At 55.1% G+C, this 25557-nt stretch carries 28 protein-coding genes and 5 tRNA genes; 26 read left to right on the top strand and 7 right to left on the bottom strand.

Annotated features, from left to right (window positions below):
* The first annotated feature begins 91 nt into the window (after positions 1-91).
* Genes JMG82_RS06775 through JMG82_RS06745 form a run of 7 tightly spaced genes read left to right on the top strand, consistent with a single transcriptional unit; the run spans position 92 to position 5501 of the window.
* A complete protein-coding gene (locus JMG82_RS06775; RefSeq protein WP_201351967.1) occupies positions 92-469 on the top strand; it encodes a (2Fe-2S) ferredoxin domain-containing protein in 378 nt (125 codons plus the stop codon).
* A gap of 2 nt (positions 470-471) precedes the next feature.
* Positions 472-840 (top strand): aspartate 1-decarboxylase, encoded by a 369-nt coding sequence (gene panD / locus JMG82_RS06770; RefSeq protein WP_201351966.1) that lies wholly within the window; start codon positions 472-474, stop codon positions 838-840.
* Positions 841-843: 3 nt separating this feature from the next.
* Positions 844-1170, top strand: coding sequence for a YbaB/EbfC family nucleoid-associated protein (locus tag JMG82_RS06765; protein WP_201351965.1), 327 nt, complete (start codon positions 844-846; stop codon positions 1168-1170).
* Positions 1170-2153 carry a PDZ domain-containing protein gene (locus JMG82_RS06760; protein ID WP_201351964.1) on the top strand — a complete coding sequence of 328 codons (984 nt, stop codon included), beginning with the start codon at positions 1170-1172 and terminating at the stop codon, positions 2151-2153. The genes JMG82_RS06765 and JMG82_RS06760 overlap by 1 nt, the downstream gene beginning before the upstream one ends.
* Before the next feature lie 24 nt (positions 2154-2177).
* Positions 2178-3032: a polyprenyl synthetase family protein gene (locus JMG82_RS06755; RefSeq protein WP_201351963.1), complete on the top strand. Its 855-nt coding sequence runs from the start codon at positions 2178-2180 to the stop codon at positions 3030-3032.
* Between the two features lie 16 nt (positions 3033-3048).
* A complete protein-coding gene (gene tkt / locus JMG82_RS06750) occupies positions 3049-4989 on the top strand; it encodes a transketolase (RefSeq protein ID WP_201351962.1) in 1941 nt (646 codons plus the stop codon).
* Positions 4986-5501 carry a YtfJ family protein gene (locus JMG82_RS06745; protein ID WP_201351961.1) on the top strand — a complete coding sequence of 172 codons (516 nt, stop codon included), beginning with the start codon at positions 4986-4988 and terminating at the stop codon, positions 5499-5501. Before tkt ends, JMG82_RS06745 begins: the two co-directional genes overlap by 4 nt.
* An 18-nt stretch (positions 5502-5519) precedes the next feature.
* Here JMG82_RS06745 and JMG82_RS06740 read toward each other — a convergent pair whose 3' ends face one another.
* Positions 5520-6764, bottom strand: a complete 1245-nt coding sequence (locus JMG82_RS06740; RefSeq protein WP_201351960.1) for an OmpP1/FadL family transporter — start codon at positions 6762-6764, stop codon at positions 5520-5522.
* A gap of 192 nt (positions 6765-6956) precedes the next feature.
* Between JMG82_RS06740 and JMG82_RS06735 the strand changes: the two genes are divergently transcribed.
* A complete protein-coding gene (locus JMG82_RS06735) occupies positions 6957-9392 on the top strand; it encodes a hydrogenase small subunit (RefSeq protein ID WP_201351959.1) in 2436 nt (811 codons plus the stop codon).
* Positions 9385-11076, top strand: coding sequence for a nickel-dependent hydrogenase large subunit (locus JMG82_RS06730; RefSeq protein ID WP_201351958.1), 1692 nt, complete (start codon positions 9385-9387; stop codon positions 11074-11076). Before JMG82_RS06735 ends, JMG82_RS06730 begins: the two co-directional genes overlap by 8 nt.
* A gap of 112 nt (positions 11077-11188) precedes the next feature.
* On the opposite strand, the gene JMG82_RS06725 is transcribed toward JMG82_RS06730, so the two are convergent.
* From JMG82_RS06725 to JMG82_RS06705, 5 genes are all read right to left on the bottom strand, one after another.
* The gene (locus JMG82_RS06725) at positions 11189-11383 is read right to left on the bottom strand and encodes a hypothetical protein (protein WP_201351957.1); all 195 of its coding nucleotides are present in this window, start codon (positions 11381-11383) and stop codon (positions 11189-11191) included.
* 167 nt (positions 11384-11550) lie between these two features.
* Entirely contained in the window at positions 11551-12348 is a 798-nt protein-coding gene (locus JMG82_RS06720) for an arginyltransferase (RefSeq protein ID WP_201351956.1), read from the bottom strand.
* The gene (locus JMG82_RS06715) at positions 12345-13088 is read right to left on the bottom strand and encodes a YaaA family protein (protein WP_201351955.1); all 744 of its coding nucleotides are present in this window, start codon (positions 13086-13088) and stop codon (positions 12345-12347) included. The genes JMG82_RS06720 and JMG82_RS06715 overlap by 4 nt, the downstream gene beginning before the upstream one ends.
* A complete protein-coding gene (locus JMG82_RS06710) occupies positions 13063-13494 on the bottom strand; it encodes a bacteriohemerythrin (protein WP_201351954.1) in 432 nt (143 codons plus the stop codon). The genes JMG82_RS06715 and JMG82_RS06710 overlap by 26 nt, the downstream gene beginning before the upstream one ends.
* Positions 13491-14102, bottom strand: coding sequence for a fumarylacetoacetate hydrolase family protein (locus tag JMG82_RS06705; RefSeq protein ID WP_201351953.1), 612 nt, complete (start codon positions 14100-14102; stop codon positions 13491-13493). Before JMG82_RS06705 ends, JMG82_RS06710 begins: the two co-directional genes overlap by 4 nt.
* 288 nt (positions 14103-14390) lie before the next feature.
* On the opposite strand from JMG82_RS06705, the gene JMG82_RS06700 reads away from it, so the two are divergent.
* A complete protein-coding gene (locus tag JMG82_RS06700) occupies positions 14391-15662 on the top strand; it encodes a DEAD/DEAH box helicase (protein WP_201351952.1) in 1272 nt (423 codons plus the stop codon).
* A gap of 7 nt (positions 15663-15669) precedes the next feature.
* Here the strand turns inward: JMG82_RS06700 and JMG82_RS06695 are convergent, their stop codons facing one another.
* The gene (locus tag JMG82_RS06695) at positions 15670-16989 is read right to left on the bottom strand and encodes a hypothetical protein (RefSeq protein WP_201351951.1); all 1320 of its coding nucleotides are present in this window, start codon (positions 16987-16989) and stop codon (positions 15670-15672) included.
* A gap of 92 nt (positions 16990-17081) precedes the next feature.
* Here JMG82_RS06695 and JMG82_RS06690 point away from each other — a divergent pair, with 92 nt between their 5' ends.
* The 16 genes from JMG82_RS06690 (at position 17082) to rplL (ending at position 25544) form a co-directional block, all read left to right on the top strand.
* Positions 17082-17879, top strand: a complete 798-nt coding sequence (locus tag JMG82_RS06690) for a peptidoglycan DD-metalloendopeptidase family protein (RefSeq protein WP_201351950.1) — start codon at positions 17082-17084, stop codon at positions 17877-17879.
* Between the two features lie 364 nt (positions 17880-18243).
* Positions 18244-19950 (top strand): nitrite/sulfite reductase, encoded by a 1707-nt coding sequence (locus tag JMG82_RS06685; RefSeq protein ID WP_201351949.1) that lies wholly within the window; start codon positions 18244-18246, stop codon positions 19948-19950.
* A gap of 5 nt (positions 19951-19955) precedes the next feature.
* Positions 19956-20315: a hypothetical protein gene (locus JMG82_RS06680; protein ID WP_201351948.1), complete on the top strand. Its 360-nt coding sequence runs from the start codon at positions 19956-19958 to the stop codon at positions 20313-20315.
* A 65-nt stretch (positions 20316-20380) separates the two neighbouring features.
* Positions 20381-20457 (top strand) — tRNA-Thr (locus tag JMG82_RS06675).
* 39 nt (positions 20458-20496) lie between these two features.
* Positions 20497-20582 (top strand) — tRNA-Tyr (locus JMG82_RS06670).
* A 19-nt stretch (positions 20583-20601) separates the two neighbouring features.
* A tRNA-Gly gene (locus tag JMG82_RS06665) sits at positions 20602-20678 on the top strand.
* A 121-nt stretch (positions 20679-20799) separates the two neighbouring features.
* A tRNA-Thr gene (locus JMG82_RS06660) sits at positions 20800-20874 on the top strand.
* A 174-nt stretch (positions 20875-21048) separates the two neighbouring features.
* Positions 21049-22248 carry an elongation factor Tu gene (gene tuf, locus JMG82_RS06655; RefSeq protein ID WP_201351947.1) on the top strand — a complete coding sequence of 400 codons (1200 nt, stop codon included), beginning with the start codon at positions 21049-21051 and terminating at the stop codon, positions 22246-22248.
* A 54-nt stretch (positions 22249-22302) separates the two neighbouring features.
* Positions 22303-22461, top strand: coding sequence for a 50S ribosomal protein L33 (gene rpmG, locus JMG82_RS06650; protein ID WP_201351946.1), 159 nt, complete (start codon positions 22303-22305; stop codon positions 22459-22461).
* A gap of 26 nt (positions 22462-22487) precedes the next feature.
* Positions 22488-22563: transfer RNA gene (locus JMG82_RS06645), tRNA-Trp, on the top strand.
* An 18-nt stretch (positions 22564-22581) separates the two neighbouring features.
* Positions 22582-22761 (top strand): preprotein translocase subunit SecE, encoded by a 180-nt coding sequence (gene secE, locus JMG82_RS06640; RefSeq protein WP_201351945.1) that lies wholly within the window; start codon positions 22582-22584, stop codon positions 22759-22761.
* A gap of 9 nt (positions 22762-22770) precedes the next feature.
* Positions 22771-23301, top strand: coding sequence for a transcription termination/antitermination protein NusG (gene nusG, locus JMG82_RS06635; protein WP_201351944.1), 531 nt, complete (start codon positions 22771-22773; stop codon positions 23299-23301).
* 29 nt (positions 23302-23330) lie between these two features.
* Positions 23331-23756 (top strand): 50S ribosomal protein L11, encoded by a 426-nt coding sequence (rplK, locus tag JMG82_RS06630; RefSeq protein ID WP_201351943.1) that lies wholly within the window; start codon positions 23331-23333, stop codon positions 23754-23756.
* A 63-nt stretch (positions 23757-23819) separates the two neighbouring features.
* Complete coding sequence (rplA, locus tag JMG82_RS06625; RefSeq protein WP_201351942.1) at positions 23820-24524, top strand: 50S ribosomal protein L1; 705 nt, start codon at positions 23820-23822, stop codon at positions 24522-24524.
* Between the two features lie 100 nt (positions 24525-24624).
* Positions 24625-25110, top strand: coding sequence for a 50S ribosomal protein L10 (gene rplJ / locus JMG82_RS06620; RefSeq protein ID WP_201351941.1), 486 nt, complete (start codon positions 24625-24627; stop codon positions 25108-25110).
* A gap of 59 nt (positions 25111-25169) precedes the next feature.
* Positions 25170-25544, top strand: coding sequence for a 50S ribosomal protein L7/L12 (rplL, locus tag JMG82_RS06615; protein ID WP_236579110.1), 375 nt, complete (start codon positions 25170-25172; stop codon positions 25542-25544).
* Positions 25545-25557: the final 13 nt, after the last annotated feature.

The following is a 25557-nucleotide window of genomic DNA, read 5'->3' as shown; positions in this document are numbered from 1 at the left end:
CTCTTTTTGGTAAATTCTGCTAAAATTATAGTGTAAAGGTACGTTAAGTGACAAACATTATAATTTGGACAAAAATTGGGAAGGACGAAAAATGGGTATTCCGCAACCGGCATTCTATATTTTCAAATGTGAGCAGTCTTCGCCTCCGGGCATGCCGCGACCGAGCTGCGTGAGTGAAGGGAACAGGGATCTTTTCCAGCATCTGGCCCAGCGGCTGATGGAGAAGGGGCTCATCGGGACGGTCCAGCCGGTCCGCACCGGATGTCTCAACCGCTGCCAGTACGGTCCGGTCATGCTCGTGGAGCCGGGCCACATCATGTACGCCCAGCTGACGAAAGAGAAGATCGACCGGATTATCGACGAGCATATCATCGGCGGCAAGCCGGTGGAGGAGTTCATGATCGAAAAAGAGGCGTGGGACGATCCCATCAGCCCCGAGCAGATGATGAAAATGAGCGGAGCCGTCTGATTATGCAGATCGAAATGCTCTATTCCAAGATCCATCGTGCGACCGTGACCGACGCGAACCTGAACTATGTCGGTTCCATCACGATCGACCAGGATTTGCTGGATGCTGCGAAGATGCGGGTGGGGCAGAAAGTCGAGATACTCAATATCAACAACGGAGAACGTTTCAGTACCTACATCATCAGGGGCGAACGCGGAAAAGGCGATATCTGCCTCAATGGCGCGGCGGCGCGCAAGGCGCATCCGGGCGACAAGATCATCATCGTCGCCTACGCCTCCTACGATGAGAAGGAGCTCGAAAACTACAAACCGACCGTGGTACTGATGAACGAGCAGAGCAATACGATCGCCGCCGTCCACGAGGAGCTGTAACGGATGTTCGAAGGTCTGAACATGGGCGATCTGGGCAAAATGCTCGAAGAGGTTCAGCAGAAGGCGAAAGAGTTCGAAGAGAAGAGCGCCTCGGTCGAACTCACCGCCAAAAGCGGGGGCGGTCTGGTGAAGGTGACCGCCAACGGAAAGGGAGAGATCATCGATATCGATATCGACGATTCGCTTCTGGAGGACAAGGAGGCGCTCCAGATTCTTCTGATCTCCGCCGTCAACGACGTGATCAAAATGGTGGAAGACAACAAGAAAAGCACCGCGATGAGCATGTTCGGCGGAGTCAACCCCTTTGCCGGAGGCAGCGGCCAGAACTGATGCTGTATCGCTTTCTCGCCTTTTTGTTCACGTTTCTGCTTCCCTCCCTTGGCCTCGCTGCCGAAACCTGTTTCAAATTCTTTCCCAAAAGTTACCGAATCGTCGAAGGGCATCACGCCTATGCGGTGGCGAAAGACCGGTTCGTCTCATTCGGCTGCCCCGCCGGCAAAAGGATCGTGGCGCAAGACCGACTCAAGGGGCTCTGTCTTTTCGAAGACGCCGCGAACCATCCCTTCTATCTCGGCGACCCCGAGCCCCCGCTTCATTTCTGCCCGTCCCGCACAATGCGCTATGTGAAAATACGCAGCTACCCCTATGCGATCTATCCCGGCCGGCTCGTGAAAGGAGTCGGCCGGGAGGGTGCGATTTTCGGCGAATGTTGCGAATGGGTAGGCATCACGGATGCCCAAGGCCGATGGTTCGACAGCGAGGCGATAAGAAAACTGCTTCGAAAAAAGACCTATCACGGCGATATCGGCCTGCGCTTTGGAAAGCGGAAGGGGGTGCCGGTCGTCTCGGCTGTCGATCCTTTCGCTGGCCTGTCGGTCCGTCCCAAAGAGAGGGTGCTCGCCGTAGGCGATACCCGACATCCGACACCCAGACGCCTCGCCGAAGCGATCGATGGCTGCCGAGCGGGCGGAAAGTTGGTCCTTGTTTTCGAAAACGGCGGCCGAAAGAGGAGAGAGAACCTTCTTTGTTTCGAGCGATTCGGCGGCGGGAAGGTCTCCGACACCTTCCTCGAAAGGTTCGGGCTCCGGTTCGCAAAGGGCCTCGTGATCACGGAAATCGATCCCGAAGGAGCGGCCTACCGCAGGGGGCTGCGCCGGGGTGACAGACTGCTTGCCATCGACGGAGAGAGGGTTGGCGACGAAGAGGATGTCCGAAAGATTCTGACCCGATACGCCGCCGGAAAGAGCGTCCCTGAAAGGATGCTTTGGGAACGCGATGCATTTCAGTTTTTTTTGCCGCTACCTGAGATATAATTCCCAAAATTTCAAAGATGGACCATGGACGCATTTGAAGAGTATCTGATGACAAACCTGCCGGAGGCGCCCAGCTTTCATCCGGTCTTCAACGAAGCCCTGCAGGCGATGCTTCTGGCGGGAGGGAAACGTTTCCGGCCCCGTTTGCTTCTGGCGGTTGTCGATGCCTACACCCCGTTGCTGAGAGAGAGCGCCTATCCCGTGGCGATGGCACTGGAGATGTTTCATACCTATTCGCTGGTACACGACGATCTGCCCGTCATGGACAATGCCGACCTGCGGCGGGGCGAACCGACGCTGCACAAACGCTACGACGAGGTGACGGCGGTTCTGGTTGGCGATGCCCTCAACACCCATGCGTTCTACCTGATCGCGAATGCGCCCCTTCACAACGACGCGAAGGTCGCGCTGGTGCAGGAGCTGGCCTACAGCGGAGGCATCGGGGGCATGGTGCTGGGCCAGGCGATCGACTGCTGGTTCGAAGGAGAGAAGCTGACGCCCGAACAGGTCGATTTTCTCCACGAATACAAAACGGGCCGGCTGATCGCCGCCAGCCTGAAGATGGGAGCGATCATCGCCGGTCTCGATGAGAAAATGCAGCGGGAGCTTTTCGATTTCGGACTCGACGTGGGACTCTTGTTCCAGATTCAAGACGATATCATCGATGCGACCGAGAGCAGCGAAACGGCGGGCAAGACGACGGGAAACGACGAAGACAAGAACAGCTATATCAACCATTTCGGCCTGGAAGGCTCCTGCGAAAGGGCCGACGCGCTCGCCGCCCGGATCGGCGAAAGGCTCGCATCCTTCGATGCCCCTTTGCGCAGGAGCCTCGAAGCGCTTTTAAAACCCTACCTCGCACGACACAAAACCAAATAGAAAAAGGAAATTTTTTATGGACAACCAGATGATGAAGAAGATGGCCGATACGATCCGTTTTCTCGCGGCCGACATGATCCAGAAGGCCAACAGCGGGCATCCCGGCGCAGCGATGGGACTGGCGGACATCGCCGTCGTTTTGTCGAACCATTTGAAACACAATCCGAAAAACCCGAAATGGCTCAACCGCGATAGGCTGGTTTTCAGCGGCGGACACGCCACCGGGCTCATCTACTCGCTCCTTCATCTGTGGGGATACGACCTTTCGATGGAAGATCTCAAAAATTTTCGACAGCTCGGAAGCAAAACCCCCGGGCATCCCGAATACGGCCATACGCCGGGTGTGGAGATCACCACAGGTCCCCTCGGCCAGGGTGTGGCCAATGCCGTGGGCATGGCGATGGCGAGCCGATACTGCGCCAATATCGTCAACTCCGAAACGGCCAAGATTATCGACCATACGGTCTACTGCCTCTGCGGCGACGGCGACCTGATGGAGGGGATCAGCTACGAAGCGTGCGCCGTTGCGGGCAGGCAGCAGCTGGACAATCTCATCATGATCTACGATTCCAACCGCATCACGATCGAGGGGGACACCTCGCTGGCGTGGACGGAGGATGTGCGGCTGAGGTTCGAAGCGCAGGACTGGAAGGTCCTGGAGACCGACGGCCACAACTACCAGCAGATCGACGAGACGCTCCGACTGGCGAAAACGGCGGACCGCCCGGTTCTGATCATCGCCCATTCGATCATCGCCAAAGGCGCGCTGGAGATGGCCGGCGACCACAACAGCCACGGGGCGCCGCTGGGTGAGGATCTGATCGCCCGTGCCAAAGAGGTGGCGGGATTCGATCCGCAGAAGAAATTCTATATTCCCGACGACGTGCTCGTGCGTTTCCGGTGCGCGGTCGAAGAGGGCGAACTGGCGGAGCGTGAGTGGAACCATCTGCTCAAGCAGACCCCCTATATCGAACAGAACGAAGCACTCGATCGGCTTTTGAATCCCGATTTCGATACGATCGAGTGGCCCGTGTTCGAGCCGGGAAGCGAAGTGGCGACACGGGATTCCAACGGAAAAATCCTCAACGCCATCGCCAAGGCGGTACCCGGATTTTTCGGCGGCAGCGCCGACCTGGCCCCGTCCAACAAAACCGAACTGAAAGATATGGGCGATTTTCCTTTAGGGAAAAATGTCCATTACGGCATCCGCGAACACGCGATGGCGGCCATCACCAACGGCATCGCCGCCTACGGGCCGCTGCTGCCTTTCAGCGCCACCTTCTTCGTCTTCAGCGACTACATGAAGCCGGCGGTTCGCATCGCGGCGCTCAGCGGTCTGCGCCACTTCTTCGTCTGGACGCACGACAGCATCGGCGTGGGCGAAGACGGCCCCACCCACCAGCCCATCGAGCATCTGAGCCAGTTCAGGGCGCTGCCCGACTTCTACACCTTCCGCCCCGCCGATGCCAGCGAAAACGTCGCCTGCTGGAAAATCGCACTGAAGATGCAAAAACCTTCCGCTTTCGTCTGCAGCCGCCAGAAACTCAAAGTGCTCAAGGAGAAGGTCGATTACGGCAGTGTCGAAAACGGCGGATATCTCGTCAAACGCCGCGAAAACGCCACCGTCACCCTGATCGCCAGCGGATCCGAAGTGATGCTGGCACTGCAGAGCGGCTGCCACCTGGAGGAGCAGGGCATCATGGCCAATGTGGTGAGTGTTCCCTGTTACGAGCTGCTGTGTGAACAGCCCCGGGAGTATATCGACGCCATCATCGACCCCGACACCAAAGTGCTGGCGATCGAAGCGGCCAGCGGCAGCGAGTGGTACCGCTTCGCGGACGATGTGCTGGGCATGCATTCATTCGGTGCCAGCGGGAAGGCAGGCGATCTTTTCAAACATTTCGGATTCACGATTACCAGTGTCGTCGAGCGGGTCAAAGCCCTGCTGGGACGATGAAAAGAGTCCTTGCCTCTTTTTTGCTGATACTGCCTCTGGTGGCGGCCGAAGTGGGGAAACCGCTGCCCAGACTGCAGCTTTCGGGCAAAGAGGGCGGCCGGGTGGACGGCTCGCCCTTCGACTCAAAGAGGCTGCATGGCAAAGTGACTGTCATCTTCTATGTCGATCCCGACAAAAAGAGCCTCAACGAACCCTTCACCGAAGCGCTCAAAGCGAAACGTTTCGACCGAAGCCGATACCGGTCGGTCGCCGTCGTCAACATGGCGGCCACATGGCTGCCCGACTTCGCCATCGCCGCCGCTTTGAAATCGAAGCAGAAAAAATATCCCGACACCCTCTATGTCAGAGACAGGAGGAAAAAAGGGGTGCGGGTGTGGGGTGTTGCCGACGACGAAGCCAATTTTCTCCTCGTATCAAAAGATGGCAGAGTACTCTATGCCGCCAGCGGAAAAATCGCGGAAAGCGAGTGGTCTGAAATTTTCTCGCTGATCGAAAGAGCGATGAGAGAGTAGCCATCGCTCTTTGGAGAATCAGTAGCTGTAATTGAGCGTGAACGTCAGACTCGACTGCTGGTGTCTGACGCTCGCCGTGTCGTTGATGATATGGGGCAGAAGAGGAATTTCCGGATTGATCCCCGAGGTATCGTAAGTGGTCGTGGTCTCGGGAGCATAGACAAAAGCGCCGTTGAAACTCAGGTGTTCATTCACCCGGTACTCTCCCCCGAACGTGAAGTGCTGTTCGACTGTCGCCGGGAAACCGAGCAGGTTGAAGAGGTTGATCGTGGCGCCTTGCGCCGTGGTGCCGTCTTTCTCCGCAAACGGCATGGAGGCGTAGTTGTAACCGGCACGCAGCGACCAGGTCTCTTCCGCATACTCGTAGCCGATCGCAAAAACGTCCTGATCCTTCCATTTGAGAACCTTGTACCCTTTAGCATCGCTCCAGTTGATATGTTTCCAGTCGAAAGCGACGGTATGGTGGGCCCCGAAAGCGTAGGAGAGACCGGCGCCGAACTGGGAAGGCTGCTCCAGGGTATCACCCATATCTTCCAGGTATCCAAGCAGGGTGAAGAGTTCCGTGGCCTGCTGGAGCTGGTCTTTGAAATCCATATCGACCGACGTTTTGTAGACGAGACCGATTTTCAGGCCATCGAGCGTGATCCCGCCGACAGGTTTGCCGTCGAACACGTATCCGGCGCCGAAAATATGGCCGATTCCCAGGTCCTGCGCGACACCGGCTCCCCTGTGGCGGCCAAGAAGTGTCGGCTCCTTGTAGTTGATGTCCAGGGAACTGTACTGGACATAGGGCGTGTAGCCGATACGGAAATTGCCGAATTTGTAGCAGAGCGGTACGGCGAACTTCATGATCTGCAGGGCCGTGACCATCTGCATCGTCGATTCGCTTTCGTCATCCCTGTAGTCGACCCCCATACCGGCGGTTCCGAACATGCCGACACCGTAGCTGAAACGCTCGTTGATCCGACCGGCCAGGGCGGCAGCCGGAATGACGCTCAGATCGGCGTCGCTCTTTTTGTACCCGTCTCCTCCGTCATAGGAGACGTCGGGCATGAACAGGGTGCCTCCCAGCAGGAATTCCTGCCTGCCGCCGGTCTCGATGAACGCCGGGTTGTTCAATCCGTTTTCCGCACCCAGGTCCAGCGCGATACCCACACCCCCCATGGCACGTGATTTGGCGCCGATACCCATGAGCTCGTCTCCGTTGGTGGCCCAGAGCAGTGAAGCGCCGACCGCGCTGAGCAGCATGACTCGTTTCAACATGATTTTCCTTCTTCGTATGGTAGTGTTTTGCGGGAGTATTATATCGATTGATTATGATATGAAGAATCTGCATTAATAATGGTTCATACTCTAATCGTCGCTTTTCACAAAAGTGGTAAAATAGTCGACAACGGCAAATGCGGCGGAGACCGGAAGGTTTTTTGGAATTGAGAAGGAAACGGAGCAGATGTCATGCGAATCGTCATCGTGGGAGGCGGCATAGCGGCGGCGTATGCCGCCAATGCGATCATGGAGCGGCAGAAGGGGCACGATGTTCTGATCGTGTCGGCGGAAAAGTACCCGCCCTACGACCGCATCCATCTGTGCCGGCTCGTGGAGGGCCGCGCGAGAGTGGAGGATATCCGTCTTGATATCCATCCGGGCGTGAGGATCGAACTCGATCAGCGTATCGTCTCCATCGATACGAAAAGAAAGAGGGTCTTTTCAAAAAACGCCTCCTTCGGCTACGACAGACTCCTCATAGCCACCGGATCGAAACCGAAAGAGCTTTTCGATATTACCTCGCTTGAAAACGCGGCGACGTTCCGCAGCGCCGACGATGCCTTCAAGATTGCCAAGGGATTGAAAGGGCGCAATGCCGTCATCGTCGGTGTCGGGCCGATCGGACTGGAACTTCTGGATACGTTGATAAAACTGCCCGATCCCAAAGGGATCTATCTTCTTTCACGGGGCTCCCACCTTTACGACCGTGCGCTCAATCCCACGGCAGTGGAGTGGATCGCGAAGACCTTCGAAACTGACCCGAGGGTGAAGATCTCCTATCACGACGAAATTGTCGACAAAAAGATTGCAAGAAATCGGCTGGAACGCATACGGACGAAACATCACTCGATCGACGATCCTTTTCTTGTCTTCGGCATCGGGATCGAGCCCAACATCGATTTCGCGAAAGAGGCACTCGAAACCGACCGGGGTATATTGGTCGACGAAACGATGCGCACCAGCGACCCGGACATCTACGCCGTCGGGGAGGCCGCGCAGATTCGCGAGAGCGGATTCATTCCTGGAAGGGTCAGGGAGTGCACCCGGGAAGCCGACATCGCTGTCGACAATCTGCTGGGCCTCAAAAAGAGGGTGTTCGAACGCGAACCCTCCATCGACGGGCTGAAAGTCGGGTCATTCCATTTTGCCGACGTCACGTCGCCTCTCTACGATCGGCGCGACGAAGAGAATGAAGATATCATCATCGAGTCGAAAAAAGAGAAGCGGATCGATCAGTACATCGTCAACCATGATCTTCTGCGTCGTTTCATCGGTCTCAATTCCAATGTGGATCTCATGAGTCTCAAACGGCTTATGGAGAAGAACGAGCCGATCGATCCCGCTTTTTTCTATCAGAGCCGAAAGGTCGGAGAGAGGGGCCGGCTCGTATGCAGCTGTACCGGAACCTACGAAAAGGATCTCGTCGACATCATCAGGGAAAACGCCGTCACCTGTTTTGCTGATCTGAAGGGTTTGACCGAAGCGGGCAGGGTATGCGGCCGCTGCAAACAGGATATCGTCGATCTCATACGCCAAACAAAGGTCGATCCGAAAGAGGCGGCCAGAATCCGGGCGGCCAAAAAAGCGGCGGAGGAGGCGGCCGAAATGGAGCGGATCCGTAAGCGGATCGAAAAATTCAACCGCCTGCATCCGAGAAACAAAATCACGAGCGAGAACCTCGAAGAGGCGATCAAAGCGCTCGACATGAACCGGGAATACAACCGCTGGGTCTCGATGATCACGGCGAGCATGCGTCTTTCTCCCGCGCACGAAGAGCTGGTCGACCAGGCTCTCAGGCAGCTCAACAAGATCCCGATCGTATGGCTCGAACTGGCCGATTGTACCGGGAATTCGACGGCATTCATCAAAACGGCTCAGCCAAAAATCACCGATCTGATCCTCAACTACATTTCGCTCGATTATCACGAACTGCTGATGGCGGCGGCGGGGGAGCAGAGCGAGAGTGCGCTCGAATCGGTCATCAAAGAGGATGAAAATGGGTACGTGCTGATCGTGGAGGGCGCCGTACCCCTGGCAATGGAGGGCAAGTTCTTGCGCATCGGGCCCAAAGGCGAAACCGGCGCGGACTTCCTGAAAAGGGTGGCGAAGGGCGCCGCGGCGGTGTTTGCCGTAGGCACGTGCGCGTTCGATGGCGGCGTCGTGGCGGCGGCACCCAACCCGACGGGCGCCGTCGGCGTATCGGAAGCGCTGGGACGCGATGACGTGATCAACCTGCCCGGATGCCCCGTCAATCCGGCCAATGTCGTAGGCACGCTCATCTACTACATCATGTTCGACGAAGTGCCCGAGCTCGATGAGAAGAGGCGGCCGAAATGGGCCTACAGCTACCGCATTCACGACAACTGCGAGCGTCGCGGCCACTACGATCTCGAAGAGTTCGTGCTCGAGTGGGGCGACGAGGGGGCGAAGAAGGGGTGGTGCCTTTTCAAAATGGGATGCAAAGGGCCCTACGCCGATCTCAACTGCCCCCAGGTGAAGTTCAACGAAGGCACGAGCTGGCCGGTTCAGGCGGGGCACGGCTGCATCGCATGCGGCGAGGGGAAGGTGGCGTTCGATCTTTATGCCAACGAGAGGCCTTTGGGCGAGGAGGAAAATCATGGGTAGAAAAATCGTGATCGATCCGGTCACCCGAATCGAAGGGCATCTGCGCATCGAAGTGGAAATCGACGAAAACAACGTGGTGACAGAAGCGTGGGCGTCGGGACAGCTTTTCCGCGGAATCGAAATCATTCTTCAGGGCCGCGATCCCAGGGATGCGGGACTCATCGCCCAGCGCATCTGCGGTGTCTGCACCAATGTCCATTACCGCGCCTCGATAGCCGCCGTCGAGGATGCCTACGGCATCGTACCCCCGCCCAACGCGCTCATTGTACGCAATCTCATCACCCTCTCTCTTTTCGTGCAGGACCATATCATCCATTTCTACCACCTCCACTCGCTCGATTACGTCGATATCGTGCGTGCGCTCGATGCGGATGTCGCCAGGGCGGAGCAGGTCGCCAAGCGGTATCACGACTACCCCTACCGAAGCTCCGTGGGGCACTTCTCCTCTTTGAAGGAGAAGCTGGCTTCGTTCGTCAGGGCGGGGCGCCTGGGACTCTTCGCCAACGGATACTGGGGGCACGACGCCTACCGCCTCTCGCCGGAGGAGAATCTGGTGCTCATCAACCACTATTTCGAGGCGCTTCGCGTCCAGAGAATTCTGAGCAAGGCGATCGCCATTTTCGCGGGCAAGACGCCCCATCCCCAGAATCTCGTTGTCGGCGGGGTCACGAGTGTCGCGGACATGCTCAATCCCCAACGTCTGAACGATTTCATGTTCATCATCAAAGATACCCGCGACTTCATCGAACGCGCCTACATACCCGATATGAAACTGCTCGTGGAGGCCTACGGAGAGGAGATGAAAGAGGGGGTGGGCCGCGGGCATGGCAACTTCATGGCATCAGGAGGCTACCGTTTTGCCAACGGCAGGGATCTTTTTGAAAGCGGTGTCGTTTACGGGCACGATTTCGACCGTGTCGAACCTTTCGACGATGGCCATATCACCGAAGAGGTGTCGAGGGCCTGGTATGACCGCAGTGGCGGAAAATCTCCCTACGAAGGGTCCACCGTCCCCCAATACACCGATCTCAACGAGGACGGCACGCTGAGAACGGAGGGCAAATACAGCTGGGTGAAGGCGCCACGGTACAAAGGGCAGCCGATGGAGGTGGGGCCCGCGGCACGGATGATCATCGGCTACCTGAAGGGGTCGGGCATCATCCGGCCCGTCGTGGAGCGTTTCATGAGCGAAACGGGCATGGAGCTCATCGACTTCTCATCGAGTGTGGGCAGGAACGCCGCGCGGGCTGTTGAAGCGCAGATCTGCTGCGATGTCATTTTCGATTTCTGCAGCGACCTGATCGAAAACATCAAATATTACGACGAGGAGACCTGGAGCCGATACGATTTCGAAGCGTTGCCGAAATCGGCGAAGGGGAGGGGAATCCATGAAGTGCCCCGTGGCGTACTCTCCCATTTTGTCGGGATCGAAGATGCCAGGATACACAACTATCAGGTGGTGGCCCCGACGACCTGGAACGCCTCCCCGAAAGATGCCGGCAAGACAAGAGGACCCTACGAGGAGTCGCTGATAGGTGTTCGTCTCGCCGATCCAGCAAAGCCGCTGGAAGTGCTCCGCATCATCCACTCCTTCGATCCCTGCCTGGCGTGTGCCGTCCATGTCGTCGATACGAAAGGAAAGGAGTTGTCCCGATACAGTATCAAAAGCGCATGCACGCTGTGACCGGGGTGCAGCGCACGATGTTGATTTTGACAACTTTCGCAGCTCTGTTGGTTGGTGTGGAAGGAGAGTTTGAGTCGGAGGAGGCGGCGAGGCCTCCGAAAAAGGAAACAGACTATTTGTCTGTCTGAGGGTAGACGTCGTTGTTCGGGACGTTGGTCTGGTTTCTGTTTTCGTCCTGTTGACGGTCGTTGTCGTAATGAACAACCGTATCGGACGGGCCGTAGGTTGTGGCGTCGTACTGAACCGTCTCTTCGGCCAAAGCCGCTGTCGCCAATGCAAAAAGCGCCGCAACGATGATCTTTTTCATGAATGTTTCCTCCTCTCGTTTTGATTGCGAGGGAGTTTAGCGAATCGAGCGAAAAAACCGATAAAGGCGGGCAAGTAATAGTGAAGTTTAATAAACAGGACAAAAATACTCTTATTTAAAAAGCGAAGCTTCCGGAGCCGAAAACGAATGGGTCAGAGCTCATGCTCCTAACCGGCAGATGAAGCGGCAATGCGGCACGAAGCGTTGCCCTGCGCTTTTTTCTCGTCGAAAGGGACCCACTCCGGCTCTTCGGTGAGAGGGGGAAACCCGTCGAGCACCTCAAGGGGCTTGAAAGCGGTTTTGTAGGCGAAGCTTCTGCACCCATGGACCCAGTATCCCAGGTAGATCCAGCGCAATCCCATCTGTTTGGCGAAATGTATCTGCATCAGCAGCGAGTAGGTGCCCAGCGAATATTTCGCATAGTCGGGGTCGTAGAAGAAGTAGATGGAGCTGATGCCGTCTGTCGTCATGTCGATCAGATCGACGCCCACCAGTTTGTCGTCGATGAAGTAGAGAACTTCTTTGCCGAAATCGTGGGCCCCGTCGACGAAATTTTCGTAGTAGAGGTGGGGGTTGACGGGGGTATATTTCCAGTCGCTTGTCTCGCTCTTGTATTTGTGGAAGCGGTTGTAAAGATCCAGGTGCTCCTGCGTCATGCCCGGCTTTCGGATATAGAGCATCGTCTGCCGGTTTTTCTTCATGACCCGCTTCTGCGATTTGGAGAGAGTGAACCGTTGCGCGTCGATACGAAGGCTCTTGCATCCGGTGCATCCGGCGCAGATGGGGTGGAAGAAATAGCATCCGAACCGCCGCCATCCGCGCCGTATCAATTCGCTGACAAGATCCTTGCTCGCATGGCGCATATAGCGGTAGAACATCCTTGTCTTCCTATCCGGCAGATAGCTGCACTGGTAGTCAAGCATGCAGAAGTCGATGGTGTGTTCGCTGTTTTGTTCTATATTCATGTCACGATGTCGTAAACGATCTCTTTTTTGTTGTTGAGGGTTTTGATCTCCAGGATGTTCAATCCTTCCACATCCATGGCCAGCAAATCCTTCTCTTCCATAATAGCATGCTTTGCCATCTCTTTCAAGACGGTGCCCCGGTACGCTTTGGCCCAGTGGCTTACCGTTTTGCCGTTTTTGAGAAACTTCATCGTGATGTATGGAAGGGAGATTTTGTAGAATTTCTCGTAAAAACCGGCCCGAAGGTCCACGATGGGGCCATTGGCTTCAAGATAGGCATCCAGCGCATGGCTGAAATGCGCTTTGTAGAATTTCTCGGGGATGAAACCGCCGATGGATTCCCCCTGCTTCAGCTTGTAGTCCGGAACGCGGTCCGAAGCGCAGACGGGCCCGAGCAGATTGCTGAATATGATCAGGTGTTCATCGACGTATCGCTGCGCTCTTTGCGGCAAAGAGGCGTAATCCAGGTAGTCGTAGGCCACCCCGTCGTAACGCTCCACGGCTTTCATGGTCGGTGCATCGAAGAGATCGGTGCGGTAGCGTTCGATGAGCTTTTCGTCTTTGATGCCGAAGAGCTTTTTAAGCGCGTCGAGAGGAGCGTTTTTTACGAATGTGCCGTATCTCTCCATCGCCTCTTTACGGAAGCCGTAGAGCTCCGGAAAGCAAAAAGCCGACGTGTCCACCGGCGGCAGCTTTCCGCCGGGACGTTTCCCTTCACTGGGGGCGAAAAGAATCGTCATCGTCTCTCTCCAATCGGTTCAGAAAATCGGCGGCGACACTGTCCATCGCCTGGATATGCAGGTTCAGCCACTCGATGAACTCCTCTTCCATGAACGCCTTCAAAGCCTCCCTGTCCTTGAAGTTTCGCCAGTTCATATAGGCCATGCGGGTCTCTCCCATGATGCGGTTGTGATCGCTTCGGTGGATGTCGAACATGCCAAATCCCCTGTTTTGAAGCATTCCCTCTTCGTAGTCGAAATGCTCCTGCATGTGCTCGAGCAGCGCTTCCACCGCTTCGGTGATTTCGGACACGGCGGCACCTTTGTCCAGTTTCTCGAGAAGGCCGTTGATCCGAGCCACCTCTTCGTAGTGCATGGCGTTCATGCCCTCATAGGAGACGGTCGGCAGTTTTGACTTGTCGATCATGCTTTCACGCTCCACTCTTTTTGCAGCAGTATAGCATCCCCGTCGAAAAGTTCGACCCGGAAACGGTCGCCTTTTGCGTAGGGCGAAACCCCTTTGGGCGTGCCGGTCATGACGATATCCCCCTTCTCCAGCGTCATGAAACGCCGAATCTCTTCGATGACGGTTTCAGGTTTGTAGATCATATGGTCGTAGCGGGCCTCCTGAACGAGGATACCGTTTCGCCGGAGCCTGAAGCCGATGCTTGAAAGATCGTCGGGCGCTCGGACAAAATCGGAGAATACGGCCGATCCGTCGAATGCTTTCGCCCGCTCCCACGGCAGCCCCTTTCGCTTCAGTTCGTTCTGGATATGGGCATGGGTCAGATCGAAACCGAAACCGATGCCTTCGATACCTTCCGATCCCATCAGCAGGCAGATCTCCCCTTCGAAGCGGGTATCGGGCGTGAAATAGCCGAACGCATCGGAGATGGCCGAGTTGGGCTTGCAAAAAAGGACCATTCTCTCGGGTACCTCGTTGCCTAGCTCCTCGATGTGCTCCACATAGTTGCGTCCCACACAGACGATTTTGGATGGGACGACGGTTTCGTTTTCAAACGGTACGCTTTTCATGGAAGCAATCATAGCAAAAATTCCAAATCCGCTCCTCTTTCAGCGTTCCCCTTGACCTTTGCCCCGACTTCAGCTATACTCCGGCCATCTTTAGAGACACGGTCTCTCTTTATGTGCTCTACGGAGCGAGTAATGCTAAAACAGAAACAGAACTTCACATTCCTATTTCCCCTTTAGTCTCTACTCACAAAAAATTCAAACCCATTGTCATCCGGACCGGAAGGCGACCATTTGCCGTGCGGATTGCAATAAGGGCACTTTTAAAAGGGCCCTTAAGAAAGTATTTTCATGACATTTCATGACCTTCAACTCAACCACCACATCCTCAAAGCCGTCGACGCGACCGGCTACACCGAGCCCACGCCGATCCAGGCCGAAGCGATTCCCGCCGTGCTGGCGGGCCACGACCTCCTGGCGGCGGCACAGACCGGAACAGGTAAAACGGCGGCGTTCACTCTGCCGATGCTCGAAAAACTCTCCCGTCACAAACACGAAGGCAAACGCCATGTCCGCGCCCTCGTGCTCGCACCGACTCGTGAACTGGCGGCCCAGGTGCATGCCCAGGTGCGCACCTACGGCAAATTTCTCAAGCTAAAAAGTGCCGAGATCTACGGTGGGGTCAACATCTATCCCCAGACCAAAGCGCTGCGAAGCGGCATGGACATTCTCGTCGCCACGCCGGGACGACTTCTCGATCACATCAATCAGGGGCATCTCGATCTTGGTCACGTGGAGGTTCTGGTGCTCGACGAAGCCGACAGAATGCTCGACATGGGTTTCATCCACGACATCAAGAAGATCATCGCCATGACGCCGCACCATCGTCAGACACTCCTCTTCTCCGCCACCTTTTCGGCCGAGATAAGACGGCTTAGCCAGAGCATCCTCAAAGATCCGAAGATGATCAAAGTGGCTGCCGACAATACGACGGCCGATCGCATCAAGCAGACCATCCACCCGGTGGACAAAGCGAAGAAAGCGGATCTTCTTAGTTATCTGATCGGTGCCAACAACTGGCAGCAGGTGCTGGTGTTCACCCGTACAAAACACGGTGCAGACAAACTCTCAAGACGCCTCAGCCAGGACGGTCTGCCCAGCACATCGATCCACGGCAACAAGACCCAGGCGGCGCGGATGAAAGCGCTCAAAGCCTTCAAAGAGGGGCGCGTGCGCGTTCTGGTCGCCACCGATGTGGCGGCGCGGGGCATCGATATCGACAGATTGGGGCAGGTGGTCAACTTCGATCTGCCGGAAGTGGCGGAAGATTATGTGCACCGCATCGGCCGCACCGGCCGCGCCGGCAATGCGGGGGAAGCTTTTTCGCTGGTCTGCATCGACGAGAAACATCTGCTCCATCGCATCGAAAAGCTCACGGGCAACCGCATCGAGAAGATTCTGGTGGAGGGATACCACCCCGATCCCTCGATCAAGGCGGAACCGGTCAAAAAAAGGGGCGGGAATCGACGCCGCGGCAGTTTCGGCAGCCATCACGGCGCTCCGGCCAAAAACGCTTCCGGCACGCACCGCGGCGGCGGATTCAAGCGAAGAGACCGCGCATGAGCCTTTCCTATTCCGCTTCGATGCGGACATCGAGATTCGCTGCTGCCGTGTCGAGGATGAGCTTCTCCCGGTCGGGTTTTTCGCCTTTCTGCGGCATGACAGAGAGCTGAGCGATAACGGCGCCGACCAACTGCATGGCGGTCGCGCCCGTTCTGTTTTTCACAGAAAGCACAATGCTTTTCGCTTCCCCCCTCAACACTTTCGAGAAAGCCTTTTTCGCCTGTTTCAACCATCCCGCAACGACCGGATTTTTGGCGTATCTTTTCATCTTTTCGTCATATCGGGCACGGATGAGATCGTCGTAGTCCGCTATATAGCGGTGAAAGCGTCTGTCGTGGGCCAGCAGATGGCGATAGGTCGTATTGTTCGTATCGGTTTGCAGATGCATCGAAAGGAAGAGAAAATCGGGAGCGCCTACCTGCACCTCCTTTTCTTTGGGGTTGAACATTGAGCGAAGATGGTGAACCTCGCCGTCGAATGAAAAATCGCTCCGATCGCCGATGCCGTCGCGGCTTGCGGCAAGAAAGCGCAGGGAGAGGCTGTCGTTGCCGATATAGCGGGTTTTGAGAACGAACTTTCCCGATGTGGGAGATTTCATCCGTTTCGCAGAAAGCTGCCGGAGTTTTTTGGCGACATACTCCGCCCGCTTTGTATCGTTCGTCTCCAGCCAGCGTTCCAGCCGTCTTGTCATCGTCGTGTAGGCCGAATCGGACGTGGCGTTGGTATCGAGGACAAAATCCCTGTAGCGCAGTGACAGTGTGCCGAAAATTCTGTCGGAATAGACCGTTTTCCCGCCCAGGTTCGTCATACGGTTTTCGAAAACGACCTCTTTCACAAAAGTCCGGGTCGCCGGATGCGATACGTCTATCCGAAGGTTTTTCAGAACCATGCGGTCGAGCGTGCGCCACAGTGCCCTGTCCATCGCGTCCTTTTGGGGAGTGGGAACGGGTTTGGCGGCTCCTCTACCCGAACGCTTCCGTGTTTGCCTCGCCTTTTCGGCTCGTCGGTATTCCCGCATCGCCGCATCGAACCGGTTTTTTTCGAAATAGGGTGCGATCTCTTTTCGAAAGAGCAGTTCGAGTCTGTCGAAATGGGTGCGGGCCGTGACATTCTCTTCGTCGGTTTTGACGACGGTGAAATCCTCCTTGAGACATTGAAAACCCGAAGCCGACCGGATGCATTGCAGGTCGATACCCTCATCCAGCAGGCCGTTAAGGTAGTGCGCCAGGTTTTCGGCAGGTTTTTCGGAAGTTTCTGAGAGTGTCAGCGAGGCGTGGCTGAATGTGGTGAGCGAAAGCAGAAGAAGAACGGTCGACAGACTTTTCACGAGGACTCCTTGCATCGTATCGTTTCTCCTATGGTAGCACGCCTTTTTTGAAAAGATGGACGGGATCGGTTGCGAACTGCTATAATCCCCGTATGAAACCGTTTTTATCGCTCATGCTGATTATCCTCTCCCTGCCGGCGGAGCCTCGCTCCCTTCCGGTACCGGGGGGTATCGTGGTCGTTCCGCTCGATGGTGCGGACAGGTATACCGAAGTCTCCCTGATGGGCCATCGCGGCATCTTCTGCATTGAAGAAAAAGAGCGGTACGCGATCGTTCCCGTACCGCTGGGAACACGGAAGGGAAGATACGCCATACGGCTGAAAAGGGAGAGGGCGAAACCAGTCGATCTGCCGGTGGAGATCGCACGGAAGGATTATGCCGAACAGCATCTGGTGCTAAGAGAGCGGCGCAAGGTCAATCCGGAGTTTCGGGATATGCGACGGATCGAAAGAGAGGCCATCCGGAAGCGCAGGGACAAAACCTTTCGGAGCGAAAGGCCGCCAAAAGTCGATTTCCTCTGGCCGGCGAAAGGAAAGATCAGCAGTCCCTTCGGGCTGCGCCGCTTCTTTAACGGCCAGCCCCGCGCCCCCCATCGGGGGCTTGATATTGCCGCTCCCGAAGGGGCGCCGGTGCGCGCTTCCGAGGAAGGTGTGGTAGTCGATGCGGGCGATTTTTTCTTCAGCGGCAATCTGCTTTTCATTGAGCACGGCCAGGGACTGATGACACTTTATGCTCACCTGAAACGCATAGTTGTCAAACCGGGAGAGAAGGTACAAAAAGGGGAGGTGGTCGGCTATGTGGGCCGTACCGGCAGGGCCACCGGACCACATCTTCATTTCGGGGTGTTGATCGATGGAGTCTATGTCGATCCGTCGGCGTTTTTGCCGTAAATTGGGTGTGTTATAATTTCTGCGACGAAGGCGACCAGAAAGATGTTTGTGGAGTGCGATACGCTGAAAAAAGAGCGGTCCCCGTCGAGTTGTTCGGCATGGAGTAAAAGTCTATGCCGGGTCGCCATTTCCACGCATCTGCCCCGTTGCGAAAGAGCCCAAGAAGCGTCTGCGCAGCGGAGAGATTGAAATTCTGGCATACTTTAAGAAACAGGACATCAAAGGGAGTTGCGAGTCAAGAAGATTCATTGCCCAGCAGGGGGGTGGATTTTCGTTTCGCGAAGGATGCGGTTTATCAACGCCTGGGGGTTGACGAAGCATCCCTCGATAGAGCACTCGAATTTTCCCGTTTTTAGGATTGCGTATGTATCTTGCCCCCGAACATCTGGTGGAAAAGCGGTACGAAAAGTACAAGGCCGCCATCCGCCCCTATGACTTTTTCGCCCAGATCGACGAACTCGATTTCGACAACCTGGGCGTAGGCGACCGTATCTACCTGCAGGATTACGGTATCTTCAACTCCGAAATCGAAGAGGAGACCTTCATGCTGCGGGTGCGTGTGCCCGGCGGACGCATCCGGGCTGAGCATTTTAGGCGCATCGCCGAGATCGTCGAAAACGAGGACCTCGCTCTGATCCTGACGGCACGATCGGGGATGCAGCTGCACGGGCTGGAATCGCACAACGTCCTGGAGGTGTTTAAAGAGGTCAACGCCATGGAGGGGCTCAGTACCTGGCAGACATTCGGAGACAATGTCCGCAATGTGGTGACCGACCCTTTCGACGGGCGGGGCAAAAGCTGCGAGATCGAAGCTTTCCCCTTCATCGACGAACTTCACAAGCGTTTTCTGAAACACCCCGATCTTGTCGGAATGCTGCCGCGGCGTATCTCCATCGGGATGACAGGCATGCGCGAAAACAGCTGGCCGCTCTTTTCCAACGACCTCTTTTTCGGCCTGGCCCGGAAGGAGACAGAAAAGGGGTTCAACGTCTATATGGGAGGCAAGAACACCGAAATCTCCAAAAGCGCCGACATCTTCGTGGGCAAAGAGGAGGTCGTCGATTTCGCCATGGCGGTCATCGCCGCCTTCAACCGTTACGGCCTGCGGGAGAAACGGATGAAGAGCCGCCTTTTCCATATGATAGAACACTACGGGATGGAACAGGTGAAGGCTTTTATCGCGGAGTTTTACCAAAAGCCGTGGCGAAGCGCCGGCGAATCCCTGCTGAAAAAGCGCCATTTCGGTGACTGGGAAGAGCTGGCAGACGGCAGCTGGGGATACCGCTACCATACCGATTACGGCCTCATCCAATCGGACGAAATCGTGCGGATTGCCGATTTCGTTCAAAAAGAGGGCGCGGAGCTGCGCATCGGCATCGACCAGCAGCTCTATATTCTGGGCATCAAAGAGCCTGCGGCCCCTTTTCCGCAGCGCGACACCTCCCCCACCGTCGTCGCCTGCGCCGGCAGCGAATACTGCCCCTTCTCCTACTGGAGCATCAAGGAGGAGGCCCACTACCTTCCGGTGGAGCAACTGATGGCGCATGACATCAAAGTTGGTTTTTCGGGGTGCATGAAAGGGTGCGGGCGCCACAAGCACGCCGATATCGGCATCGTGGGATTGCGCAACAGCAAATTCGGCAGAAACGACAAATCGGCCCGTATCTTTCTGGGGTGCGAATATACCGGCGGAAAGCGTACCGCCGAAGTGGTTTTCCGCACGATTCCGGTGGACGAAATGAACCGGATGGTTTCGCTGCTCGTCGAGGAGTACGCCAAGAGCGGCCTGGAGGATTTCGAAGCGTTTACAATCAACGTTCTCAACCGTTTCGAGGAGAGTTTCATCGAGCTCTTTTTCCTGGCAAAACGGGAGAGCGGCCTTGATGCAGACCTGGACCCAAGCAAGAGTGCAGAAGAGATTCTCGAGGCTTTCGGCCAGAGACCGTGGATGGATGTGGCACGGAAGGAAGGGTACGCCAAAGCCTCGGACGCCATCGTCAAAAAGCTGTGGCACGCCGAGGAGATCGCCGTCGTGAAGCATGTCCATCCATCCCAACGCAGAAGCAGGTAGCGGCCTTGGAAGAGAAGCGCAGGGAGAAGTATCTTCTGACCCGTTACAAGCGCGAACTCGAGCGCTATCTCAACCGCATCGTCAACTTCGTGCAGAAGGAGACTTTCAAAACCGACGAGTTCGACGCTTTCGTCAAGAGTGCGAACGAAAAACTCTCGCACGTTCAGAAAGTTCCCCTCTACAACGACTATTTCGAGAAGCTGGAGCAATTCATCGAAAAGACCAACCGGCTGTGCGAGAGCGGGAGCGAGAGTGACGAGATACGCGCTTTGCTGCTGCACGAAGCCAATCAGATCCGCAAATCGAAGCGGAAAAAGAGCTACAGCCGCAAAGAGCGCCACCGATCCCGCGACGACGATTTTTGAAGAAAATTCAAAAAACTCTTGACAAGCGATAGAAAAGATATTACAATTGCACTCCATTTTTACATGCCGGTGTAGCTCAGTTGGCTAGAGCAGCTGATTTGTAATCAGCAGGTCGCGGGTTCGAGTCCCATCACCGGCTCCATTCTTTTTATTGTCAGTGTTTGTACCAGAAAAGACAGCTGGTGGGATACTCAAGTGGCCAACGAGGGCAGACTGTAAATCTGCTGGCTTTCGCCTTCGGAGGTTCGAATCCTCCTCCCACCACCACGGCTTTGTCTTTCAATGCGCGGGAGTAGCTCAGTTGGCTAGAGCATCAGCCTTCCAAGCTGAGGGTCGCGGGTTCGAGTCCCGTTTCCCGCTCCATGATTCTGGGAGCTGAATTTTTTTGATTCTTGCAATCGAAGAGTGGTCCATTTGACTTTTTCGACAAATTCGCGAAAAAGAAAACCACGGACCCCGTAGACTTCAACTCCTGGTACAAAATGCCCAGATAGCTCAGTGGCAGAGCACTTCCTTGGTAAGGAAGAGGTCGGCGGTTCAATCCCGCTTCTGGGCTCCACGCTTTCTTAATACCGATGAAATCGGGCCTGAAGAAAAGTGCTGGAGCGTGCAAGCACATATTGACAGTTTTTTTGGTATAATACGGCGCACATTTGGCAGGGTGCCTCTGTAAATTGACTTTGTCGGCCAATTTGCAGAGGTACCCTATTTTAAATTCTTTATGGAGGAACATATGGCTAAGGAAAAATTCGAACGAACCAAGCCGCACGTCAACATCGGTACCATCGGTCACGTCGACCATGGCAAAACTACACTCACTGCAGCGATCACTGCGGTTCTCGCGACAAAAGGTGAAGCGGAACTGATGGATTACGATCAGATCGACAACGCGCCGGAAGAGCGTGAGCGCGGTATCACCATCGCGACATCCCACGTCGAGTACGAAACCGACAAGCGCCACTACGCGCACGTCGACTGCCCGGGTCACGCCGACTACGTCAAGAACATGATTACAGGTGCCGCTCAGATGGACGGTGCGATCCTCGTTGTTTCTGCGGCGGACGGTCCGATGCCCCAGACTCGCGAGCACATCCTTCTTGCCCGACAGGTTGGCGTTCCGTACATCGTTGTATTCCTGAACAAAGCGGATATGGTTGACGATGAAGAGCTTCTTGAGCTTGTTGAAATGGAAGTTCGCGAACTTCTTAACGAGTACGATTTCCCGGGTGACGACACTCCGGTCATTATCGGTTCCGCTCTCAAAGCGCTCGAAGAGGCAAAAAGCGGCCAACTCGGCGAATGGAGCCAAAAAATTCTTGAGCTGATGGACGCGATCGATGAGTACATTCCGACTCCTGAGCGTGAAACAGACAAAGATTTCCTGATGCCGATCGAAGACGTATTCTCCATCTCCGGACGCGGTACCGTCGTTACCGGACGTATCGAGCGCGGCAAAGTCTGTGTCGGCGACGAGATCGAAATCGTCGGTATCCGCGATACGCAGAAAACAACTGTCACCGGCGTCGAAATGTTCCGCAAAGAGATGGATTGCGGTGAAGCCGGCGACAACTGCGGTGTTCTTCTTCGCGGTACGAAAAAAGAGGAAGTCGAGCGCGGTATGGTTCTCTGTAAGCCCGGTTCCATCACTCCGCATACGAAATTCGAAGCGGAAATCTATGTTCTTACAAAAGAGGAAGGCGGACGCCACACTCCGTTCTTCAACGGATACCGCCCGCAGTTCTACGTACGTACAACGGACGTAACCGGTGCCATCACCCTGCCTGAGGGAACGGAAATGGTTATGCCTGGCGACAACGTCAAGATCACTGCTGAGCTTATCGCTCCGATCGCACTCGAAGAAGGTACACGCTTCGCGATCCGCGAAGGTGGACGTACTGTCGGTGCAGGTGTTGTTTCCAAGATCCTCGCATAATGAACCCATGGGGGCATCCCGGAAAGGGTGCCCTCAACCCGAAGGATAAAATCAATGAGAATCAATATAGGACTCAAATGCAGCGAGTGTGGTGAAATCAACTACACGACCACGAAGAACTCGAAGACCCATACGGAAAAGTTCGAGACAAAGAAATATTGTCCGCGCTGCAACAAACACACACTTCATAAAGAAGTCAAACTCAAAAGCTAAACCCCGAGCGGGTTTCGCTTTGTTCTAGGGCAGTAGCTCCAATGGTAGAGCAACGGTCTCCAAAACCGTAGGTTGTGGGTTCGAGTCCCTCCTGCCCTGCCACGTTAAGGAAATGAAATCATGGAAAAATTGATAAACTATGTCAACCATGCAAAAATAGAACTATCCAAAGTCATTTTTCCAACCAAAATGCAGGTTCGACAGGCATTTTTCGCCGTCTTCGTCGTCGTGACAGTCGTATCGCTTTTCCTGGCGCTGATCGATCTGATCATGTCTGCATCTCTCTCTGCGTTGATCTAAGGAGACACGATGGCAGCAAAATGGTACGCAATACAGACCTATGCGGGAAGCGAAAGAAGCGTGAAAAACGCTATCGAAACGATGGCCAAGCAATTGGGCATCGAGGACAAGATCGAAGAGATCGTCGTTCCGACAGAGGATGTGATCGAAGTCAAAAACGGAAAAAAGAAGATCACCGAACGGTCGCTCTATCCGGGATACGTTTTCGCGAAAATGGATCTTGACACCGACTTGTGGCACAAGATCCAGTCGCTGCCGCGTGTTTCTCGCTTTATCGGTGAGTCGAAAAAACCGACGCCCCTGAGCGAGAAAGATGTCAAAAACATTCTGGACAAAATTCAAAACAGAGCGGCTCCGAAACCGAAAATCTCTTTCGAGCCGGGCGAAATGGTCCGGATCATCGAGGGTCCTTTCGCCAACTTCACCGGAATGGTGGAGGAGTACGATCTTGAACACGGTAAGCTGAAGCTCAACGTCTCGATCTTCGGACGTAGCACGCCGGTAGAGATCCTCTACTCGCAGGTCGAAAAAATCATCTGAATATCAAACTCATATAGAAGGGATACGCAATGGCAAAAAAAGTTGTTGATGAATTCAAGTTGCAGATTCCTGCCGGGAAGGCGAACCCGTCTCCTCCGGTAGGACCCGCACTGGGACAACGCGGTGTGAACATCATGGAGTTCTGCAAAGCGTTCAACGAAAAGACGAAAGATATGATGGGATACAACATCCCCGTCGTCATCACCGTCTATTCCGACAGAAGTTTCACTTTCGTGACGAAGAAGCCTCCGGTCACCGACCTGATCAAAAAAGAGATCGGTCTGCAGAAGGGCAGTGACAATCCGCTGAAGAACAAAGTCGGAAAAATCACTCGCGAACAGATCATGAACATCGTTAAAACGAAAATGGATGACCTGAACGCTCACGATGAGGAAGCGGCCGCCAAGATTATCGAAGGAAGCTGCCGAAGCATGGGTGTCGAGGTTGTCGACTAAACGATCTTCACCGCCAGATCGAAAAGATGCGGTAGCAAAAAATACATTTGCGGAGAATAGATAATGTCCAAGAAACTTTCCAAACGAGTCCAGAAACTGCTCGAAAAAATCGATACCAACAAAACCTACTCGGTCGAGGAGGCGACAAAACTCGTCAAAGATCTCAAATCTGCGAAGTTCGATGAAACGGTCGAACTGGCACTGCGCCTGAACGTCGACCCCCGCCATGCGGACCAGATGGTCCGCGGTGCCGTCGTCCTTCCCCACGGAACAGGCAAAACCGTCCGTGTCGCCGTCTTCGCGAAGGGTGCGAAAGCCGACGAAGCGAAAGAGGCGGGTGCCGACGTCGTCGGAGCGGAGGATCTTGTCGAAGAGATCCAAAACGGCAACCTCGATTTCGATATTGTCATTGCAACCCCCGATATGATGGGACAGGTCGGTAAAATAGGCCGTATCCTCGGGCCCAAAGGGTTGATGCCGAACCCCAAGACCGGCACCGTCACGATGGATGTTGCCCAGGGTGTCAAAAATGCCAAAGGCGGACAGGTCAACTTCCGCGTCGACAAGAAGGGAAACATCCATGCCGGTATCGGCAAAGCGAGCTTCGATGCCGAAAAGCTCGCCGAGAACCTCAAAGCATTCGTCGCGGCGATCAACAGGCAAAAACCCGCGGCAGCGAAAGGACGCTACATCCAAAACGCTGCGCTCTCACTGACGATGAGTCCCTCGGTCAAACTCGACACCAACGAGCTGATGGAGATCAAGTAAGCGCCCGGTGCGCTTTATCTTAGACTGGAGATAGTTAGGGGCGAAAGCTTAAACGGCATTACGCCGCCCTTCTTGAAGTCTCGGTCGGAAAGGAGGAAACATGACCCGAAGCGAAAAAGAACAGCTGGTAGCGGAACTTTCCGATGCGTTCGGACAGGCCAACTGCGTTGTCATCGTCGATTTCAAAGGGATGACGGTCAAGGAGATGGAAGAGTTCCGTAAAATCGGATACGAAGCCGGACTGGGTGCGCGTGTCATCAAAAACACACTGGCGAACATCGCATTCAAAAATGCGGGTATCGAAGGGGTGGAACTGATCGATACGAACATGGCTGTCTGGGGAGAAGACCCGATCGCTACCGCCAAAGCTGTCGCGAAATACGCGAAAGAGAACGACAAATTCGTCATCAAAAGCGGCGTCATCGACAAGCAGCCCGTCGATGCGGCAAAGATCGACGAGTACAGCAAACTGGCGGGGCGCGAAGAGCTTCTCGGCATGCTGCTGTCTGTCTGGACTGCGCCACTGCGCAACCTGGCGGCCGGACTCGACAACCTGGCGAAGAAAAAAGAAGAAGAGGCTGCCTGATCGCAGCGTAAAACGGCGGTCTGGCCGCCGGAAAATATTATCTATTAGAGGAGATAACGATGGCAATTACGAAAGAAGAATTGTTTGAATACATTGAAGGTTTGTCTGTTCTCGAGCTCAACGAGCTCGTCAAAGAGTTTGAAGAGCGTTTCGGCGTTTCCGCAACTCCGATGGTCGTAGCCGGCGCGGCCGGCGGCGAAGCGGGCGGCGCGGCAGAAGAGAAGACCGAATTCGACGTGGTCCTGACCAGCCCGGGCGCCAAGAAGATCAACGTCATCAAAGTGGTCCGCGAAGTGACTGGTCTTGGACTCAAAGAGGCGAAAGAGGCTGTGGACAATGCACCGACAACCATCAAAGAAGGTGTCAGCAAAGAAGAGGCCGAAGAGCTCAAAACCAAATTCGAAGAAGCTGGCGCGACTGTCGAAGTTAAATAACATTTTAAAACAG

Source organism: Hydrogenimonas urashimensis, from assembly GCF_016593255.1.
In the GTDB taxonomy this organism is placed as follows: Bacteria; Campylobacterota; Campylobacteria; order Campylobacterales; family Hydrogenimonadaceae; genus Hydrogenimonas; species Hydrogenimonas urashimensis.
This window is presented reverse-complemented; position numbering and strand designations above follow the sequence as displayed.